Source organism: Streptomyces sp. 2A115, from assembly GCF_052245575.1.
GTDB lineage: Bacteria > Actinomycetota > Actinomycetes > Streptomycetales > Streptomycetaceae > Streptomyces.
The window spans coordinates 34,225-51,219 of the sequence record NZ_JBQQCG010000007.1 but is presented as its reverse complement, the minus strand read 5'-3'; the positions used below and the strand labels follow the sequence as shown (position 1 = coordinate 51,219).

15 protein-coding genes and 1 riboswitch are annotated in these 16,995 nt (G+C 70.8%); of the genes, 12 read left to right on the top strand and 3 right to left on the bottom strand.

What is annotated here, in order from left to right; translation table 11 throughout:
- The first annotated feature begins 85 nt into the window (after positions 1-85).
- The gene (locus tag ACTWQR_RS08735) at positions 86-1,222 is read left to right on the top strand and encodes a glycoside hydrolase family 6 protein (protein WP_443226502.1); all 1,137 of its coding nucleotides are present in this window, start codon (positions 86-88) and stop codon (positions 1,220-1,222) included.
- Positions 1,223-1,232: 10 nt separating this feature from the next.
- Here the strand turns inward: ACTWQR_RS08735 and ACTWQR_RS08730 are convergent, their stop codons facing one another.
- Entirely contained in the window at positions 1,233-2,444 is a 1,212-nt protein-coding gene (locus ACTWQR_RS08730) for an MFS transporter (protein ID WP_443226361.1), read from the bottom strand.
- Positions 2,445-2,564: 120 nt separating this feature from the next.
- On the opposite strand from ACTWQR_RS08730, the gene ACTWQR_RS08725 reads away from it, so the two are divergent.
- The 10 genes from ACTWQR_RS08725 (at position 2,565) to ACTWQR_RS08680 (ending at position 12,075) form a co-directional block, all read left to right on the top strand.
- A complete protein-coding gene (locus ACTWQR_RS08725) occupies positions 2,565-3,851 on the top strand; it encodes an ROK family transcriptional regulator (protein ID WP_443226360.1) in 1,287 nt (428 codons plus the stop codon).
- Between the two features lie 518 nt (positions 3,852-4,369).
- A riboswitch (FMN riboswitch) is annotated at positions 4,370-4,500 on the top strand.
- A 152-nt stretch (positions 4,501-4,652) separates the two neighbouring features.
- Positions 4,653-5,288 (top strand): riboflavin synthase, encoded by a 636-nt coding sequence (locus ACTWQR_RS08720; RefSeq protein ID WP_443226359.1) that lies wholly within the window; start codon positions 4,653-4,655, stop codon positions 5,286-5,288.
- Entirely contained in the window at positions 5,285-5,926 is a 642-nt protein-coding gene (locus tag ACTWQR_RS08715) for a nicotinamide mononucleotide transporter family protein (RefSeq protein ID WP_443226358.1), read from the top strand. Before ACTWQR_RS08720 ends, ACTWQR_RS08715 begins: the two co-directional genes overlap by 4 nt.
- A complete protein-coding gene (locus ACTWQR_RS08710; protein ID WP_443226357.1) occupies positions 5,923-7,215 on the top strand; it encodes a bifunctional 3,4-dihydroxy-2-butanone-4-phosphate synthase/GTP cyclohydrolase II in 1,293 nt (430 codons plus the stop codon). The genes ACTWQR_RS08715 and ACTWQR_RS08710 overlap by 4 nt, the downstream gene beginning before the upstream one ends.
- Positions 7,216-7,235: 20 nt before the next feature.
- Positions 7,236-7,730: a 6,7-dimethyl-8-ribityllumazine synthase gene (gene ribH, locus ACTWQR_RS08705; RefSeq protein ID WP_443226356.1), complete on the top strand. Its 495-nt coding sequence runs from the start codon at positions 7,236-7,238 to the stop codon at positions 7,728-7,730.
- A gap of 25 nt (positions 7,731-7,755) precedes the next feature.
- A complete protein-coding gene (locus ACTWQR_RS08700; protein ID WP_031486114.1) occupies positions 7,756-8,028 on the top strand; it encodes a phosphoribosyl-ATP diphosphatase in 273 nt (90 codons plus the stop codon).
- 50 nt (positions 8,029-8,078) lie between these two features.
- Positions 8,079-8,936 carry an ATP phosphoribosyltransferase gene (hisG, locus tag ACTWQR_RS08695; RefSeq protein ID WP_443226355.1) on the top strand — a complete coding sequence of 286 codons (858 nt, stop codon included), beginning with the start codon at positions 8,079-8,081 and terminating at the stop codon, positions 8,934-8,936.
- Positions 8,937-8,949: 13 nt separating this feature from the next.
- The gene (locus ACTWQR_RS08690) at positions 8,950-9,462 is read left to right on the top strand and encodes a PH domain-containing protein (protein ID WP_443226354.1); all 513 of its coding nucleotides are present in this window, start codon (positions 8,950-8,952) and stop codon (positions 9,460-9,462) included.
- A 199-nt stretch (positions 9,463-9,661) separates the two neighbouring features.
- Positions 9,662-10,996 (top strand): hemolysin family protein, encoded by a 1,335-nt coding sequence (locus tag ACTWQR_RS08685; protein ID WP_443226353.1) that lies wholly within the window; start codon positions 9,662-9,664, stop codon positions 10,994-10,996.
- Positions 10,993-12,075, top strand: a complete 1,083-nt coding sequence (locus tag ACTWQR_RS08680; protein WP_443226352.1) for a hemolysin family protein — start codon at positions 10,993-10,995, stop codon at positions 12,073-12,075. Before ACTWQR_RS08685 ends, ACTWQR_RS08680 begins: the two co-directional genes overlap by 4 nt.
- 93 nt (positions 12,076-12,168) lie before the next feature.
- Here ACTWQR_RS08680 and ACTWQR_RS08675 read toward each other — a convergent pair whose 3' ends face one another.
- Positions 12,169-14,037: an AAA family ATPase gene (locus ACTWQR_RS08675; protein WP_443226351.1), complete on the bottom strand. Its 1,869-nt coding sequence runs from the start codon at positions 14,035-14,037 to the stop codon at positions 12,169-12,171.
- A 434-nt stretch (positions 14,038-14,471) separates the two neighbouring features.
- The gene (locus ACTWQR_RS08670; RefSeq protein ID WP_443226501.1) at positions 14,472-15,131 is read right to left on the bottom strand and encodes a uridine kinase family protein; all 660 of its coding nucleotides are present in this window, start codon (positions 15,129-15,131) and stop codon (positions 14,472-14,474) included.
- A gap of 312 nt (positions 15,132-15,443) precedes the next feature.
- Here ACTWQR_RS08670 and ACTWQR_RS08665 point away from each other — a divergent pair, with 312 nt between their 5' ends.
- On the top strand, positions 15,444-16,826 hold the full coding sequence (locus ACTWQR_RS08665) for a peptidase C39 family protein (RefSeq protein WP_443226350.1): 1,383 nt from the start codon (positions 15,444-15,446) through the stop codon (positions 16,824-16,826).
- Positions 16,827-16,995 lie beyond the last annotated feature (169 nt).

Genomic DNA, 16,995 nt, shown 5'->3' with positions numbered 1-16,995 from the left:
GGGGGAGCACCACGTGTCAGGCCTACGTGCCCAGCGCCTGGCCGACCGCAGGGCCGAGCACAGGCGCGCCGCCCGGCGCGGCGCCATGCTGGCGGTGGCCTCCACCGTCGTCGCGGTCGGCACCGCGACGGGGATGATGTCCGCGCTCGACGACGGGCGCGGCACCGACGAGGCGCGCCCCGACGTGTCCAGTTCACCGTTCCTGGCGCCGCTGCCCGCCGTGCCCACGCCGTCCGCCTCGAAGACGTCCGCCTCGCCGTCGCCATCGCCGTCGCTCTCCCCGTCCAAGGCGAAACCGAGCCCGAAGCCCTCGAAGACCGCGAAGACCGAGACGAGGAAGCCGAGGACCGAGCCTGTGTCCGGGCAGATGTACCGCTACCCCGAGTCCCGGGTCGTCGAGTGGGTCCGCGCCAACCGCGACGACCCGCGCCGCCCGGTCATAGAGTCCCGGATAGCGGACCGTCCGCAGGCGGTGTGGTTCGCGGACTACACCCCGTCGAACATCACCTCCCGCGTCAGGGCGGTCACTTCGGCCGGTTCGGACACGGACACGGTTCCGCTCGTCGTGCCGTACGCGATACCCAACCGCGACTGCGGCGGCGCCTCGCAGGGCGGGGCGCCGGACCTCGGCGCGTACGACGGGTGGATCGACAAGTTCGCGGCGGGCCTCGGTTCCGACGAGGTCATCGTGGTCCTGGAGCCCGACGCGCTCGCCCAGTCCGACTGCCTCTCCGAGGGCGACCGGAGCGCCCGCTTCGCCTCGTTGGCCCGCGCGGGCCGCGTCCTCAAGGCGGCGAACCCGAATGCACGGGTCTACTACGACGCGGGCCACTCCGACTGGAACACGCCGGAGAAACAGGCCGGGCTGCTGCGGCAGGCCGGTGCCGCGTCCGCCGCCTCCTCGGACGGCATCTTCAGCAACGTCGCCAACTTCAACCGGACGGGCGACGAGATCGGCTACGTCCGCCGGACCCTCGACGCACTCGGTGGCCCCGCCGGCCTGGGCGCCGTGATCGACACCAGCCGCAACGGGAACGGCGCCCCGCCCCCCGGCGTGTGGTGCGACCCGGACGGCCGGAAACTTGGGCAGGCGCCGACCCTGCGTACCGGAGAGGCACGGATCGACGCCTACCTGTGGGTGAAGCTGCCGGGGGAGTCCGACGGCTGCAAGGGCGCACCGGGGACGTTCGCACCCGATTACGCCTACGACTTGGCGCGCTGACCGCTCAGGGTCAGGGGCGTAGGTCGGGGACCACCGTGCTCGGCGGGCTGACCTTCGGGCGGTCGCGGTCGGCCGTGCGCAGGACGCCCGCGAAGGCGACGAGTCCGCAGGTCAGGACCGTCACCAGACCGAACGACACCATCAGGCTCGTCGCCTGGGCCAGCCCGCCGATCGCGCTGGGGGCGATCAGCCCCGAGGTGTACGTGATGGTGGCGACGCCGGCGATGGCCAGGCTCGGGTTGGGACCGCTGCGCCCGGCCGCCGCGAAGCACAGCGGTACGACGACGGCGATGCCCAGGCCCAGCAGCGCGAAGCCCGCCATGGCCGCCGCGGGATGGTCCGCGACGACGATGAGCAGCCCGCCGAGCACGGCCAGGACACCGCCGATGCGCACGGTCCGCACCGAGCCGAAGCGGTTCACGACCGCGTCGCCCACGAGCCGGGCCACCGCCATGGTCAGCATGAACCCGGTCGTCGACGCCGCCGCGAGACCGTCCGAGGTGCCCAGCTGGTCCCGGAGGTAGACCGCCGACCAGTCCAGGCTCGCGCCCTCCGCGAACACCGCGCAGAAGCCGACCGCGCCGATCAGCAGCGCCGACCTGGGCGGCAGCGCGAACCTCGGGGGCGGCTCCTCGTCCTCGGTGGGCACCAGGTCGAGCACCCAGTGACAGGCGGCCACGCCGAGGAGTGTGAGGGCCGCTGCCGCCAGCGTGTGGTGGAGGCGCGCGTCCGAGCCCAGGTGCGCGGCGAGCGTACCGGCGGCCGAGCCGATCAGCGCGCCCGCGCTCCACATGCCGTGCAGCCCGGACATGATCGACTTGCCGAGCCGGTGCTCGAGTTCGACGCCCAGCGCGTTCATGGCGACATCGGCCATGCCCGCCGTGGCGCCGTACGTGAACATCGCCAGGCAGAGGGTGAGCAGGTTCGGCGCGAGGGCCGGGAGGGTCAGGGAGAGCGTCCAGAGGGCGATCAGGCCCCGCAGGGCCGTACGGCTGCCGAAGCGGTGGCTGATCCGGCCGGCGAGCGGCATCGCGACGGAGGCGCCGAACGCCGTGAAGGCGAGCGCGAAACCGAGCTGGCCCGTGCTCACCGAGGCGTGGTCCTGGATCCACGGGACGCGGGTCGCGAAGGACCCGGTGACGGCACCGTGCACGGCGAACACCGCCGACACGGCGTACCGGGCGCGCTTCGCTTCGCGCTGGTCGTAGACCACTTCACTCATGCTCCGGCCCCTCCGCTGCCTTCTTCCCGCTCTGCCGCCGTAAACTATCAGGGAGCCTGCCTGATAGATAGACATTATCGGGCCGCCGCCATGGCGCCACTGATCTGGAAGGATCCCGGCATGCCGCCCGCATCCCCGAGCACCGCCCGGGCCATCAACGACCGGCTCGCCCTGCGGCTGCTGCAGCAGGAAGGCCCTTTGACGGCCGGGCAGTTGAAGCAGCTCACCGGCCTCTCCCGGCCCTCGGTCGCCGACCTCGTCGAACGCCTCACCGAGGCCGGGCTGATAGGCGTGGTGGGGGAGACGGGTGCCCAGCGGCGCGGCCCGAACGCCCGCCTGTACGGGATCGTCGCCGACCGGGCCCACCTGGCGGCCCTCGACGTACGCACCGAGGGCGTCGCCGTGGTCGTCGCGGACCTGCTGGGCTCGGTGCTGGCCGAGGCGTCGGTGCCGATCGGCGACGAGACGGACACCGGGCCCGCCGTCGAGCAGGCGGTCACGCTGGTCGAACGCACGGCCAAGGAGGCGGGCGTCGAGCGGCTGCACACCGTCGGCATCGGAGCCCCGGGCCTGATCGACCCCGCCACCGGCGAACTCCGCGACTCCACCGGTCTGCCCGAATGGCACCGCCGCCTCGCCACCGTCCTCGAGGAACGGTTCCCGGCCCGCGTCCTCGTCGAGAACGAGACCAACCTCGCGGCGCTGGCCGAGCAACGGGACGGCGCCGCCCGTGACCGCGACACGTTCGTCCTGCTGTGGCTCGGCCACGGCATCGGTGCCGCCGTGGTCCTCGACGGCACCCTGCGCCGCGGCGCCTCCGGCGGAACGGGGGAGATCGGCTTTCTTCCGGTCCCGGGCACGGGCGCGCTCCCGTCGGCGACGGGCTGCGAGGGAGGCTTCCACTCCCTCGCGGGGGCCGCGGCGATCGCCCGACTCGCGGCGGAGTACGGGATCGTGGCACCGGTGGCGCCGCACGAGCCCCATGCGGCGGCCCTGGTACGCGCGGCGGTGGCCCGGGCCGTCCCGTACCCGGACCCGGATGCCGCAGTGCCCTACGCGGGTAAGGCCAACTCCCCGGCAGGGCACGCCGCCCCCCTGGCGAACTCGTCCACCACCACTCCCGACTCCGCCTCCCGTTTCCTCGACGCGCTCGCCGATCGCGTGGCCCTCGGTGCCGCGTCCGTGGTTGCCGTGCTCGATCCCGGGTGTGTGGTGCTCGCGGGCGAGATCGGGCGGGCGGGCGGTGAGGGGCTCGCCGCACGCGTCCAGGAGCGCCTCGCCCGGATGTCACCGCTGCCCACCGAGGTACGGGCCGGCGCACTCGGTGGCGGCGCGGTCCTCCGTGGCGCGCTGCTCATGGCGCGGGACGGAGCTCAGGACGAGCTGTTCGCGCCTCCGGAGCGATAGGCGGCCGGTCGGCGACCGGCGCGAGATCGGCGTCCGGTATCTGCCTCGCGCCCGGCGTGACGGCCGCGTCAGGGGGTGCGGTTCGCGTCCGGTGTGCGGTCGGTGAACGCCACCGGGTTCGCCGCCGGCCACAGCGACGCCGCAGGCAGCAGCACCCTCACTCCGCCAGGGCCACCAACCCGGCCCCGGCCTCGATGCTCGCCTCGTCGCCGGTCGTCACGCCTCCAGCCTCACAGGACGGGGCGCGACAGAACCGGGAGGGGAGACCCGGCGGCGGGGCAAGGGCCTCCGTCACCGCCGCCGGGTCGCTCTTGGGGCGGGCCGGTGAACGCAGACCCTAAAGAGGACTAGACCACAGCGTCAATAGGTATGGACCATTAGTAAGCCGCTGTGTCCGCACGCCAGTTGACCTGTCACGAGTGTCCAGTGAAGTCCATCGGCACACCCTGTGAGCCACCCCACAGCATCCACCCGCATGGGTGCGGATCAGGCGTGGCACACTGAGTCTGTACCAGAAGCAGCGCACTCCGGGGTCGGTGAAAGTCCGAACCGGCGGTTACAGTCCGCGACCCGGTCGCTTCCAGCGGCCGGTTGACCAGGTGAAATTCCTGGACCGACGGTTAAAGTCCGGATGGGAGGCAGTGCGCGGCGGGCGGGCATTCGTGCGCGCCGCCGTTTGTTTCGACGTGTCCCACGGGACACGTCCCACACGGCGTCGCCCCCGGTGTTCTCGCTCGTTCATATCTGTCGTCATCGACAGGCCCCGGAGTCCGTGCCCGAAGAGGCAGGAGGACCCGGGAAGTGTTCACCGGAATCGTCGAAGAGCTGGGTGAGGTCACCGCCGTCGAGAATCTCGACGACGCCTCCCGTTTCCGGCTTCGTGGCCCCGTGGTCACCGAAGGCGCGCGCCACGGCGACTCCATCGCCGTCAACGGCGTCTGTCTGACGGTCGTCGACCACGAAGGCGACGAGTTCACCGCCGACGTGATGGCGGAGACCCTGAACCGCTCCAGCCTCGGCGCCCTCGCCGTCGGCTCCCGCGTCAACCTGGAACGCCCCATGGCCGTGGGCGAGCGCCTCGGCGGGCACATCGTGCAGGGCCATGTGGACGGCACGGGCACGCTCATCGAGCGCAAGCCGTCCGACAACTGGGAGATCCTGAAGATCTCGCTCCCCGCGGACCTCACGCGCTACGTCGTCGAGAAGGGCTCCGTCACCGTCGACGGCATCAGCCTGACCGTCGTCGACGCCGGCCCCGACTACTTCACCGTCAGCCTCATCCCGACGACTCTCGCCCTGACCACGCTCGGACTCAAGCAGCCCGGCGACCCGGTCAACCTCGAGGTCGACGTGATCGCCAAGTACGTCGAGCGGCTGCTCGGCGCGCGGGCCGAGCAGCCGGCCGGGCTGCCCGGAGCCCAGGGGGCCGGGCAGTGAACTGGCTGAACTCCGAGGCGTTCGTCCTCTTCGACCAGCACATCATCTGGTCGGACATGGTCGGCAACCTCTTCGGCCTGGCCGCCCTCGCCCTCGGCTGGCGGCGCTCCATATGGACCTGGCCCGTGCAGTTCCTCTCCGGCCTCATCCTCTTCGGCGCCTTCTTCGGCCACCTGACCGGCAGCGCCGGCAAGCAGGTCGTCGTGATCGTCGTCGCGCTGTACGGCTGGTGGCAGTGGAACCGCAGCAGGAGCCAGTCCAAGGACGGCCACATCGCCCCACGCTTCGCCACCTGGCGCGAGCGCGCGGCGATGGTCGGCGCCGCCGCCGTCGGCACGGTCGCGGTGGCCTTGCTCTTCAAGGCGTATCCGCACCTGTCATGGGACCCCTGGCCGGACGCGTACATCTTCGTCGGGACGGTCGTCGCCATGTACGCCCAGGCGCGCGGCATGGTCGAGTTCTGGTTCGCCTGGCTGCTCGTCGACCTGGTGGGCGTGCCGCTCAACTTCGCCAACGGCTTCGCCTTCTCCGGCTTCGTCTACGTCATCTACGGCGCGCTCGTCCTGTGGGGCATGCGCGACTGGTGGCTGCGCTCACGCAGGAGCTCGCAGCCCGTTCTGGAAGGAGCTCCGGCATGACAACCACGCCGGTTTGGTACAGCACGGGCCACGACGAAGACGCTTCGGACTTCGCGCTCGATCCGGTCGAGCAGGCCATCGCCGACATCGCGGCGGGCCGCCCGGTGGTGGTCGTCGACGACGAGGACCGCGAGAACGAGGGCGACCTCATCTTCGCCGCCTCAGCGGCGACCCCCGAGCTGATGGCCTTCATGGTCCGCTACACCTCGGGCGTGGTCTGCGTCCCGATGACCGGCCCCGAGCTGGACCGGCTGAACCTGCCCCCGATGACCGCCATCAACGAGGACCGCAAGGGCACCGCGTACGCCGTGTCGGTGGACGCCAAGGAAGGGGTCGACACCGGTATCTCGGCCGCCGACCGCGCCCACACCGTACGGGTGCTCGCCGATCCGGTCACCCAGCCGACCGATCTCACCCGCCCCGGTCACATCTTCCCGCTGCGTGCCGTCGAGGGCGGCGTCCTCGCCCGGCCCGGCCACACCGAGGCCGCCGTCGACCTGGCCCGGCTCGCCGGGCTCGCGCCCGCCGGGGCGATCGCGGAGATCGTCAACGACGACGGCACGATGGCCCGGCTGCCCCAGCTCGTGGTCTTCGCCCGCACGCACGGCCTGTCGATCATCTCCATCGAGGACCTGATCGCCTACCGCCAGAGCTCCGAGCCCACGGTGCGCCGTGAGGCCGAGACCCAGCTCCCCACCCGCTTCGGCGAGTTCACGGCCTACGGCTACCGCTCCACCGTCGACGGCGTCGAGCACGTCGCCCTCGTCCACGGCGAGATCGGCGAGGGCGAAGACGTCCTCGTCCGCGTCCACTCCGAATGCCTCACCGGCGACGTCTTCCACTCCCTGCGCTGCGACTGCGGCCCCCAGCTCGAAGCCTCCCTGCAGCGCATCCAGGCCGAGGGCCGCGGCATCGTGGTCTACCTGCGCGGCCACGAGGGCCGCGGCATCGGCCTGCTGTCCAAGCTGCGCGCGTACGAACTCCAGGAGCGCGGCCGCGACACGCTCGACGCCAACCTGGAGCTCGGCCTGCCCGCCGACGCCCGGGACTACGCCGCCGGCGCGCAGATCCTCGAGGACCTCGGCGTCCGCAGCCTGCGCCTGATGACCAACAACCCCGACAAGACCGACGCGCTCGTCCGCCACGGCCTCAAGGTCACCGACCGCGAGCCGATGCCCGTACAGGCGGGCGAGCACAACCTCCGTTACCTGCGCACCAAGCGGGACCGGATGGGGCACGACCTGCCCTGGCTGGACACGGCCACCGTGTCCGCCTGCGGCAACCAGTAAGCAAGTCACTTAGGAGAAACGTGAGCGGCAAGGGTGCACCTGAACTGTCCGTACGCAACTGCGGCGACCTGCGCGTCGCGGTCGTCGCGGCACAGTGGCACGAAAAGGTGATGGACGGTCTCGTCGACGGCGCCCTGCGCGCCCTGCGCGAGCTGGGGATCGACGAGCCGACCCTCCTGCGGGTCCCGGGCAGCTTCGAGCTCCCGGTCGTCGCGAAGGTCCTCGCGGGCCGCGGCTACGACGCGATCGTCGCGCTCGGCGTCGTCATCCGCGGCGGCACCCCCCACTTCGAGTACGTGTGCCAGGGCGTCACCCAGGGCCTCACCCAGGTCTCCATCGACACGGGTGTGCCCATCGGGTTCGGCGTGCTGACCTGCGACACCGAGGAACAGGCCCTCGACCGGGCGGGCATCGCGGGCTCCAACGAGGACAAGGGACATGAGGCGGTGACAGCGGCTGTGGCGACCGCGGCCACCCTCCGCTCAGTATCCGAGCCGTGGCGTCAGGTCGGCTGACGCAACGCGTAAAGTGGGCGCCACCATGTCCAAGAAGACTTTTGAGGAGCTCTTCACCGAGCTCCAGCACAAGGCCGCCAACGGCGACCCCGCCACTTCCCGCACCGCAGAGCTGGTCGGCAAGGGGGTCCATGCCATCGGCAAGAAGGTCGTCGAAGAGGCCGCCGAAGTCTGGATGGCCGCCGAGTACGAGGGCAAGGAAGCCGCCGCCGAGGAGATCTCGCAGCTGCTCTACCACGTCCAGGTGATGATGGTTGCCCGCGGCATCTCCCTGGACGACGTGTACGCCCACCTCTGAGCCGTAACCCACAACCCCGCACGTACGAACGAACGAAGGAAGCCGACCTCATGCTGCGCATCGCCGTCCCCAACAAGGGTTCCCTGTCCGGCCCTGCGGCGGAGATGCTGCATGAGGCCGGCTATCAGCAGCGCCGGGAGTCCAAGGAGCTGCGGATCGTCGACCCGGAGAACGACGTCGAGTTCTTCTATCTCCGCCCCCGCGACATCGCGATCTACGTCTCGTCCGGCCGCCTCGACATCGGCGTCACCGGCCGCGACCTTCTCATCGACTCCGGGGCCAACGCGGAGGAGATCCTCCCGCTCGGCTTCGCCCGCTCCACCTTCCGCTTCGCCACCAAGCCGGGCACGGCCACGCGCGTCGACGACCTCGGCGGCATGACCGTCGCCACCTCGTACGAGGGCATCGTCGCCAAGTACCTCGCGGACAAAGGCGTCGACGCCTCCGTCGTCCACCTCGACGGCGCCGTCGAGACGGCCATAGAGCTGGGCGTCGCCGAGGTCATCGCGGACGTCGTCGAGACCGGCACCTCACTGCGCAACGCGGGCCTCGAGGTGTTCGGCGACCCGATCATGAAGTCCGAGGCCATCGTCATCCGCCGCACCGGCGCGGAGGCCGACGAGGACGCCGAGCCGAAGGTTCAGCAGTTCCTGCGCCGCCTCCAGGGCGTCCTGGTCGCGCGGACGTACGTGATGATGGACTACGACTGCCGCGTCGAGCAGTTGGAGAAGGCCGTCGCGCTCACCCCGGGCCTGGAGTCGCCGACCGTATCGCCGCTGCACAACGAGGGCTGGGTCGCCGTGCGTGCCATGGTCCCGGCCAAGGAAGCCCAGCGGATCATGGACGACCTGTACGACCTGGGCGCGCGGGCCATCCTGACCACGGCCATCCACGCCTGCCGCCTCTGAGGACCCGCTCGCCATGTCGGACGCACCAGAGACGTCACACCAGACGTCACAAGAGATTCCCACGCTGCCCGTCACTTTCCGGCCGGGCCGGACGCGTGCCGTCCTGTTGACCGCCGGTGTCGCGATCCTCGTGGTCATCACCACGGTCGCGATGCTCCTCGAAAAGCTCAGCCCGGGGGAGCGCCTCAGCTTCGTCTTCACCGGGGCACTGCTCTTCGGGGTGCTCGTACTGCTCTCGCGGCCAAAAGTCGTCGCCGACGAGTCCGGTGTCACCGTGGTCAACATCGCCAGCCGACACCGACTGGCCTGGGCGCAGATCGTGCAGGTCAACCTGCGTCCGGGCGACCCGTGGGTGTTCATCGACCTCAGCGACGGCACCAGCCTTCCCGCGCTCGGCATCCAGCCGGGCATCGCCAAGCAGCGCGCGATCAGTGACGCCCGTACGCTGCGGGCACTCGCCGAGGCCCGCTCCATCGGCGACCCCGGGGAGCACCCTGACGAGCACCACGACGAACATCACCGCTGACTCGCAACCTTCCACCCTGCCGCACGGGCCCATGTCTTGATTAATCTGTTGGCGGAGGCGTTTTCGTTGCGCCTCCGCCTCTGACATTCCACCCGGGATTCAGAGGCCCCCTGCTATTCGAGGAGTGACTCCCTCCAGCGATGGACGGATCCCCCTGTAGTACATGCGCCGCCCCCTCCCGACATATCGAGGCGGCGGCATGACCATCCCTCTGCTGCTCCTCGGGGCGGCGTTTCTGTTGATTCTCGCCAACGGCTTCTTCGTGGCGGCCGAGTTCGGCCTGGTCACGGTGGAGCGCCCCGATGCCGAGAAGGCCGCCGCCGAGGGCGACCGACGGGCCCGTACGGTCGTCAACTCACTCAAGGAGCTGTCCTTCCAGCTCTCCGGCACCCAGCTCGGCATCACCATCACCTCGCTCGTCGTCGGCATGCTCGCCGAGCCGGCGCTCGCCGAGCTGCTGCACGGCCCCATCACCTCGATCGGCATCCCCGAAGGCGCCGTATCCGGTGTCTCCGTGGTCGTCGGCATGCTGCTGGCCTCGGCCGTGCAGATGGTGATCGGCGAACTCGTGCCCAAGAACTGGGCGGTGTCCAAGCCGCTCCAGGTGGCACGCTTCGTCGCAGGCCCGCAGCACGTTTTCTCCACCCTGTTCCGGCCGGTGATCGCCGCGCTCAACGCCGTCGCCAACCGGCTCGTCCGTGCCCTGGGCGTCGAGCCCACCGCGGAGCTGGCCTCCGCCCGCACCCCCGGCGAACTCGTCTCCCTGGCTCGGCACTCGGCCCAGGCCGGCGCTCTGGAACAGGACACCGCCGACCTCTTCGTCCGCACCCTCTCGCTCGCCGACCTCACCGCGCAGCACGTCATGACCCCCCGCGTGAAGGTCAGCGCCCTCCAGTCCTCCGCGACCGCCGAGGACGTCGTCAACCTCACCCGCGCCACCGGCCTCTCCCGCTTCCCCGTCTACCGGGAGCGGATCGACGAGATCGTCGGCATGGCGCACCTCAAGGACGCCCTCGCGGTGCCCTCGCAGGACCGGCTGCGCACCCCTGTCACCCGGATCGCCCAGGCCCCGCTGCTCGTCCCGGAGACGCTGCCCGTGAAGCCCCTCCTGGAGCAGCTGCGCAACGAGCAGCCCATCGCCGTCGTCGTCGACGAGTACGGCGGCACGGCCGGCGTCGTCACTCTGGAGGACATCGTCGAGGAGCTCGTCGGCGAGGTCCGCGACGAGCACGACGGACACGACGTGCCCGAACTCGCCGCCGCGCCGCCCGAGGACGGCAGGCCCGCCTGGGACGCCGACGGCAGCTGCCGCGTCGACATCCTCCGGCGCATAGGCCTGGACGTTCCCGAGGGTCCGTACGAGACGGTCGCAGGCCTCGTCGCCGATCTGCTCGGCCGCATCCCCGCACCCGGCGACAAGGCCGAGCTGCCGGGCTGGCGCCTCTCGGTGCGCCAGGTCGGGCACTACCGGGCCGAGCGGGTCCGTCTCGTCAGGACCGCCGATGCCGCCGCCGCGGTGGAGGCCGTCCGATGAGCGTGCTCCAACTCCTGTTCGCCGCTCTGCTCGTACTCGCCAACGGGTTCTTCGTCGGCGCCGAGTTCGCGCTCGTGTCCGTGCGGCGCAGCCAGATCGAACCGCTCGGCACCGCGCGGGCCCGACAGGTCATGTACGGCCTGGAGAACCTGCCGCAGATGATGGCCGCCGCGCAGTTCGGCATCACCGTCTGCTCACTCACGCTCGGCGCCGTCGCCGAGCCCACCGTGGCGCACCTCCTGGAACCGGTCTTCCATGCCGTGCACCTTCCCGAGGGCATGATCCACCCGCTCGGGTACGTCATCGCCCTCGCCGCGGTCGTCTTCCTGCACCTCGTCGTCGGCGAGATGCTGCCGAAGAACCTGGCGATGGCCGCGCCCGAGAAGACCGCGCTGTGGCTCAGCCCCGGCCTGGTCGCCTTCGCCCGGCTGTGCAAGCCGGTCACCGCGGGCCTCGGCGCCTGCGCCCGCCTCATCCTCAAGCTCTTCCGTGTGGAGCCCAAGGACGAGGTCGAGGCGGTCTTCACCAGTGAGCAGCTCAACCGGCTCGTCGAGGACGCCGGCCAGGCGGGCCTCCTCGACCCGGAGGAGCAGGAGCGCCTGGAGGACGCCCTGGAGCTGGGCTCCCGCCCGGTCACGGACGTGCTCCTGGACGGCGAGTCCCTGGTGACCGTCAACCCCTCGGTCACCCCGGGCCAGGTTGTCGCGCTCACCGCCCGCACCGGGTACTCCCGTTTTCCGGTGGCCGCGGAGAACGGCGCCTTCATGGGCTACCTGCACGTGAAGGACGTACTCGACGTGGAGGAGTCCGAGCGGGCCGTGCCGCAGCAGGTCTGGCGCCCCATGACGACCCTCCGGTCCGAGCTCCCGCTCGACGACGCCCTGACCGTGATGCGCCGCGCCGCGACGCACCTCGCCCAGGTCGTCGACGCGTCAGGGCGGGTGCTCGGCCTGGTCGCACTGGAGGACGTACTGGAACTGCTGGTCGGTGAGGTACGCGACCCCGCGCACCGCGGAGCTCCGGCGGTACAGGTCAGCGAGCCGCGCTCGGAGAGTCCGGAGCAGGCGCTGGCGAGCTGAGGGCTTGCAGCGAGCCCTGAGGCCGATGCCTCGACGCCGGGCCCCGGGAACCGTCTGGTTTCCGGGGCCCGGCGTCGTCACAGGTCAGCGCCGTCACATCGGTGACGGATCCTGGGGCCCCCGCCCGGACAGCACCTCTCCGTACGCCTGCATCAGATCCGGCAGCCGGAGCGTGGACAGGTCGTCGCGGGTCAGGCTGGCCGCGTAGCCGGACAGCCGCAGATCGCGGTAGGCGCAGCTCTTCTCGTACAGGGTGCGCAGGAAGCGGCCGTTGCCCAGCTCGTCGATCCAGCCCTGGTCGACGACGTGTCCGCTGATGGAGCGCAGCTCGTCGAGGGCCTCCTCGTCCCACGCGTCGCCGTTCTCGGCGGCCAGTACCTCGCCGATCGAGGTGAGTTCGAGGGGACGGTACGAGGGGAAGTCGACTCGGGTCGTGAAGCGGGACGACAGCCCGGGGTTTGCCGCGAGGAGGCGGTCCATGCCCTCCGGGTAGCCGGCGAGGATCACCACGAGGTGGTCGCGGTTGTCCTCTGCACGCTTCAGCAGGACCTGCAGCGCCTCATCGCCGTACGCGTCGCCCTTGCCGTAGCCCGAGTTCGAGAGCGAGTAGGCCTCGTCGACGAAGAGGACGCCGCCGATCGCGGAGTCGATCAGCTCGTTGGCCTTCACGGCGGTCTGGCCGAGGTACTCGCCCACCAGGTCCGCGCGCTGGGCCTCGACGAGATGGTCGCCGCCGAGCAGGCCGAGCGCGTAGAAGACCCGGCCGAGGATGCGGGCCACGGTGGTCTTGCCGGTGCCGGAGGGCCCGGAGAACACGAAGTGGCGCTTCGGCGGCTGGACCGGGAGGCCCTGCCCGGCGCGCAGCCGCGCCATGTTCAACTGCGCGGACAGCGCCTTCACCTGGCGCTTCACGGGTTCGAGGCCGACCATGCGCTCCAGCGCGGCGAGCGCCTCGTCGAGCAGGGCGGGGTCGGTGGGCCCGGTCGGCAGATGCGGCGGCCGCACCGGCACGATGGCCTTCTCGCGGACCCGGTCGGACTCCGAGGCGAGCGAGCCCTGCGGCGGCAGCTCGGGCTCCGACAGCTTGAGGTCCCGGCCCTCGGTGCCGAACAGCGGGTCGATGCCGTCCGGGCCGTCCATCACGTCCTGTCCGACGCCGGTGAGCGTGATCGCCGCGAGGTCGGCCGTGTCGTCGTACCCGTCGCCCTCGGAGATCGCGGCGAGCCGCGCCGAGGTGTCCATGAAGGCCGGGTCGACCCGGTGCACCGCCCGGTACAGGGGCAGTGCCGCCGCCGACCGGCCCGTGCCCTCGTGCGCCCGCGCCAGCCAGTACCGTAGCTCCTTGCGCTGCGGCTGCTCGCTGCGACAGCGCATCAGGGCCGACGACAGGAGCGGCTCGGCCTGCCCGAACATCTCCAGCCGCACCCGCGCCATGCCGCCGAAGAGGCCCGCCTCGATGCCCAGCATCGGATCGTCGATCAGCGGATCCGTGTGCCGGACCAACTGTTCCCAGTCCTTGACCAGGTAGGCCCGGCAGGCGTGCAGGAACCGCACCTGCGGATCGGTGTCCACCGGCGGCAGACTCGCCAACGCCCGGTCCAGCTCCGGGACATGACGTCCGTCGAGCCAGTGCGAGGCGTGCGCGAGCAGCAGATCGCGCGGCGACTCGAGCACCGGCTGTACCCACCAGCCCAGCCAGTACCAGGAGTTGAGCGTGCGCCGATGGCGGGTGCGCTGTTCGCCGAAACGTTCGCGGTGCCGGAACATTCGCAGCAGCGCGGTCGTCGTCTCGATGCGCAGCGCGTGCAGCCCGAGCCAGCCGTCGGCCATCCCCGGGTCCATCCGGACCGCGGCGCGGAACTCCTCCTCCGCCTGCGGATAGGCCCCCATCGTGTACGCGTCCACACCTCGCAGCCAGGCGAGGTCGGCCGGGGCCTCGGGGCCCTGCGTGCCGAAGTCCATCACGTCCCCCACAAACCGTGCCCCCGTTGATCGCCGGGCGGGCCGGTGCCCGTCGGCAGTCTTCGTCGAACCGCTGTGCCGCGGACGGGAGTTGCGTTCGGTGCGGAGAGCAGCCGTCCGAAGGTCGCACCGAGAGGCATCGTACCTGCGGGGGAGCACCGGGCCGAAGGGTGCGTCACGCCGGGTTCTTCGAGGTGGGAGCAGATGGGGCGCACTCCGCTTGGTTACCGAGGGTGAGCGAATCGCGCCTCGGAGCGTCCGGAAAAAGGTTGAGGACAGAACGAAGCCCCCGATCACGGGGGAACAACCGGGGGCTTCGCGTCTGTGGGGCGGCCTCGAAAGGCCGCACATTGAGAACGTAAGACCTGTACGGCCCCCCGGTCAAGCCGAGTTGAGGGACTCGGAGAACTTCTCGGGCGTGGGCCTTCACGAGTTCAGCACACAGACGCTGGGCCGTCACGGTGTGTGATGGATCGGCTCGCTGTCTGGGTCGCAGTAGGTCCCGGAAACATCTCATATCCCTCTGGACACTGGCGTACCAGAAGGTCTGCGAAGGGTCGTGAAGGGTCTTCGGTGAAGTGTCGGCGCTCAGCGCGAACCCACCCTTCCCAGAACTCGCTCTGGGCCGATCCGTCCCGTTGCTGCCCACGTGCCCATGCGTCTTCGTGGGGCAACTCCATCCACAGCAGTCGCGCCAGCCACGGCCGCAGCGCGCGGCGGCCGGCGCCGACTCCTTCGACGAGGATCACGGGCGCGGGCGGCAGGACGCGGGCCGGCCCGAAATCGCGCGCGTGCCAGTCGTACGGCCGGTAGCGCGCGCTCTCCCCGCGGCCCAGCGGCTCGACGACCTCTCGGAGCAGCCGCCCGGTCCACGCGAAGAGCTCCTCGTGCGAGGCGATGTCGTCCAGGTGCAGCACGGGCGCGCCGCCCAGTGCCTCGGCCAGCAGCCCCGCGAACGTGCTCTTACCGGAGCCCGCGTGCCCGTCGACACCGATGAGTCGGACGCCACCGCAGGACGGCGGCAGCCGGTGCAGCTGGGAGACGAGGGTGTGGAGGTGAATGGGAGGTCCCTGGGTGCCGTGCGACGCGTACATATTCCGGAGGAACACTCTACCGAGGCTGAAATCGGGGTGAATGGGGAGACGGCGTCGCCACTGGGGAAGGGACCGGAGGGCATACGCCCCAGAGCCCCGCGTCCTCGATCCTCCGTCCCCGATCCTCCGGCCCTGGTCCTCCCCGCCGCCGCACCCCTGCTCATGCCGGCGGTTCCGACCAACATCCGTGGGCGCCGCGAAGCCCGAAGTGCTGGCAGAAGCCGTGGGCGGCATTCATAGTTGGCGCACACGCGCGCATCGGACTCACTCGTTGGACTCGCCCGTTCCGGACACCTGGGGGTCACCCAACCCATGACCAGAGCTGAAGAGCCGTCCCGCAGAATCCTTCTGACCGCGGTGGTGGCCGCGGCGGCGGGTGCCGCGAGTCCGGCGGCCGCATCCGCGGCCGACTCGACCGCCCGCCCCGCGAAAGTCTTGACGACAGCCCCGTCGAAAGCTCCTTCAGGCCTCGTGGACAACCGTTTCTGGACCTCGTACAGCGACTGGTGCAGTGGCACCGCGGAGGGTACCCGGGCCGTCTCGGGGGACCGCCCGGGCATGGTGATCGCGACCCCTGTCGGCCGTACCGACTACCCGGACCCGCACACCGGTAAGACCGCCGCCTGGGAGTACGCACGCTGGACCTCGCCGGTCCACCGCCTCGCTGTCCCCTCGGCGGAGGTCATCGCCTCGTGGAATGCGCGGACTCCGGCGGGCACCTGGCTCCAGGTCGAGCTGGGGGGCACCTACTCCGACGGTACGGACTCGCCCTGGTACGTGATGGGCCGCTGGGCCGCCGGTGACCAGGACATCAAGCGGACCTCCGTGGACGACCAGAGCGACGGCAGGAGCAGCGTCTGGACGGACACCTTCTCCATCGACGACGCCGCCTCGGGCCTGCGCCTGGTGTCGTACCGGCTGCGGATGACCCTGTACCGCAAGCCCGGGACCAAGAGCACGCCGACCGTGTGGCGGCTCGGGGCGATGGGCTCGGACGTCCCGGACCGCTTCACCGTCCCGGCCTCGACGCCCGGTCTCGCGCGGGAGCTGGCGGTGCCGCGCTACTCGCAGGAGATCCACGCGGGCCAGTACCCCGAGTACGACAACGGGGGCGAGGCCTGGTGCAGCCCCACCTCCTCCCAGATGATCATCGAGTACTGGGGGCGGAAGCCCACGGCCGAGGACCTGGCGTGGGTGAAGCCTGAGTACGTGGATCCGCAGGTGTGCCATGCCGCCCGCTTCACCTACGACTACCAGTACGCCGGCTGCGGCAACTGGCCCTTCAACGCTGCCTACGCGGCGACGTACGAGGACCTCCAGGGCGTGGTGACGCGGCTCCGTTCGCTCACCGACCTGGAGACGCTGATCGCGGCCGGTATTCCGGCCATAACGTCCCAGTCGTTTCTCGAGTCCGAGCTGACGGGGGCGGGTTACGGCACCGCGGGACATCTGATGACCGTCATCGGGTTCACCGCCGACGGTGACGTGATCGCCAACGATCCGTTCTCGCCGAGCAACGACGCGGTGCGGCGCGTCTACCAGCGGCGCGAGTGGGAGAACATCTGGCTCCGCACCAAGAGGTACAACGCCTCCGGGAACGTCGTCTCCGGTACCGGCGGGGTCTGCTATCTCTACTTCCCGGCGCATCCCACAGCGGGCCAGCTGGAGGCGCTGGCGGAGGTGGGCATTCGCTGAGCGGCGGCTGAGTACGGCGGGAAGAGCGGCCACTGCGGACCTCCGGAGTGGCCGCCCTTGCGTGCCCTCGCGCCGTGACGAAGCTCTCCCCCGCAAAATCCTGATCCGGTGGCAAGGTGGACAGATCGGTGGGGGGAGTCCACTGCAAGCAAGACGAGCGTGAGCGAGC

Excerpts from the sequence above, each read along its gene's own strand:
- ACTWQR_RS08735 (WP_443226502.1), top strand. The coding sequence starts at position 86 with ATGCTGGCGGTGGCCTCCACCGTCGTCGCGGTCGGCACCGCGACGGGG.
- ACTWQR_RS08730 (WP_443226361.1), bottom strand. The coding sequence starts at position 2,444 with ATGAGTGAAGTGGTCTACGACCAGCGCGAAGCGAAGCGCGCCCGGTAC.
- ACTWQR_RS08725 (WP_443226360.1), top strand. The coding sequence starts at position 2,565 with ATGCCGCCCGCATCCCCGAGCACCGCCCGGGCCATCAACGACCGGCTC.
- ACTWQR_RS08710 (WP_443226357.1), top strand. The coding sequence starts at position 5,923 with ATGACAACCACGCCGGTTTGGTACAGCACGGGCCACGACGAAGACGCT.
- ACTWQR_RS08700 (WP_031486114.1), top strand. The coding sequence starts at position 7,756 with ATGTCCAAGAAGACTTTTGAGGAGCTCTTCACCGAGCTCCAGCACAAG.
- hisG (WP_443226355.1), top strand. The coding sequence starts at position 8,079 with ATGCTGCGCATCGCCGTCCCCAACAAGGGTTCCCTGTCCGGCCCTGCG.
- ACTWQR_RS08690 (WP_443226354.1), top strand. The coding sequence starts at position 8,950 with ATGTCGGACGCACCAGAGACGTCACACCAGACGTCACAAGAGATTCCC.
- ACTWQR_RS08685 (WP_443226353.1), top strand. The coding sequence starts at position 9,662 with ATGACCATCCCTCTGCTGCTCCTCGGGGCGGCGTTTCTGTTGATTCTC.
- ACTWQR_RS08680 (WP_443226352.1), top strand. The coding sequence starts at position 10,993 with ATGAGCGTGCTCCAACTCCTGTTCGCCGCTCTGCTCGTACTCGCCAAC.
- ACTWQR_RS08675 (WP_443226351.1), bottom strand. The coding sequence starts at position 14,037 with ATGGACTTCGGCACGCAGGGCCCCGAGGCCCCGGCCGACCTCGCCTGG.
- ACTWQR_RS08670 (WP_443226501.1), bottom strand. The coding sequence starts at position 15,131 with ATGTACGCGTCGCACGGCACCCAGGGACCTCCCATTCACCTCCACACC.
- ACTWQR_RS08665 (WP_443226350.1), top strand. The coding sequence starts at position 15,444 with ATGACCAGAGCTGAAGAGCCGTCCCGCAGAATCCTTCTGACCGCGGTG.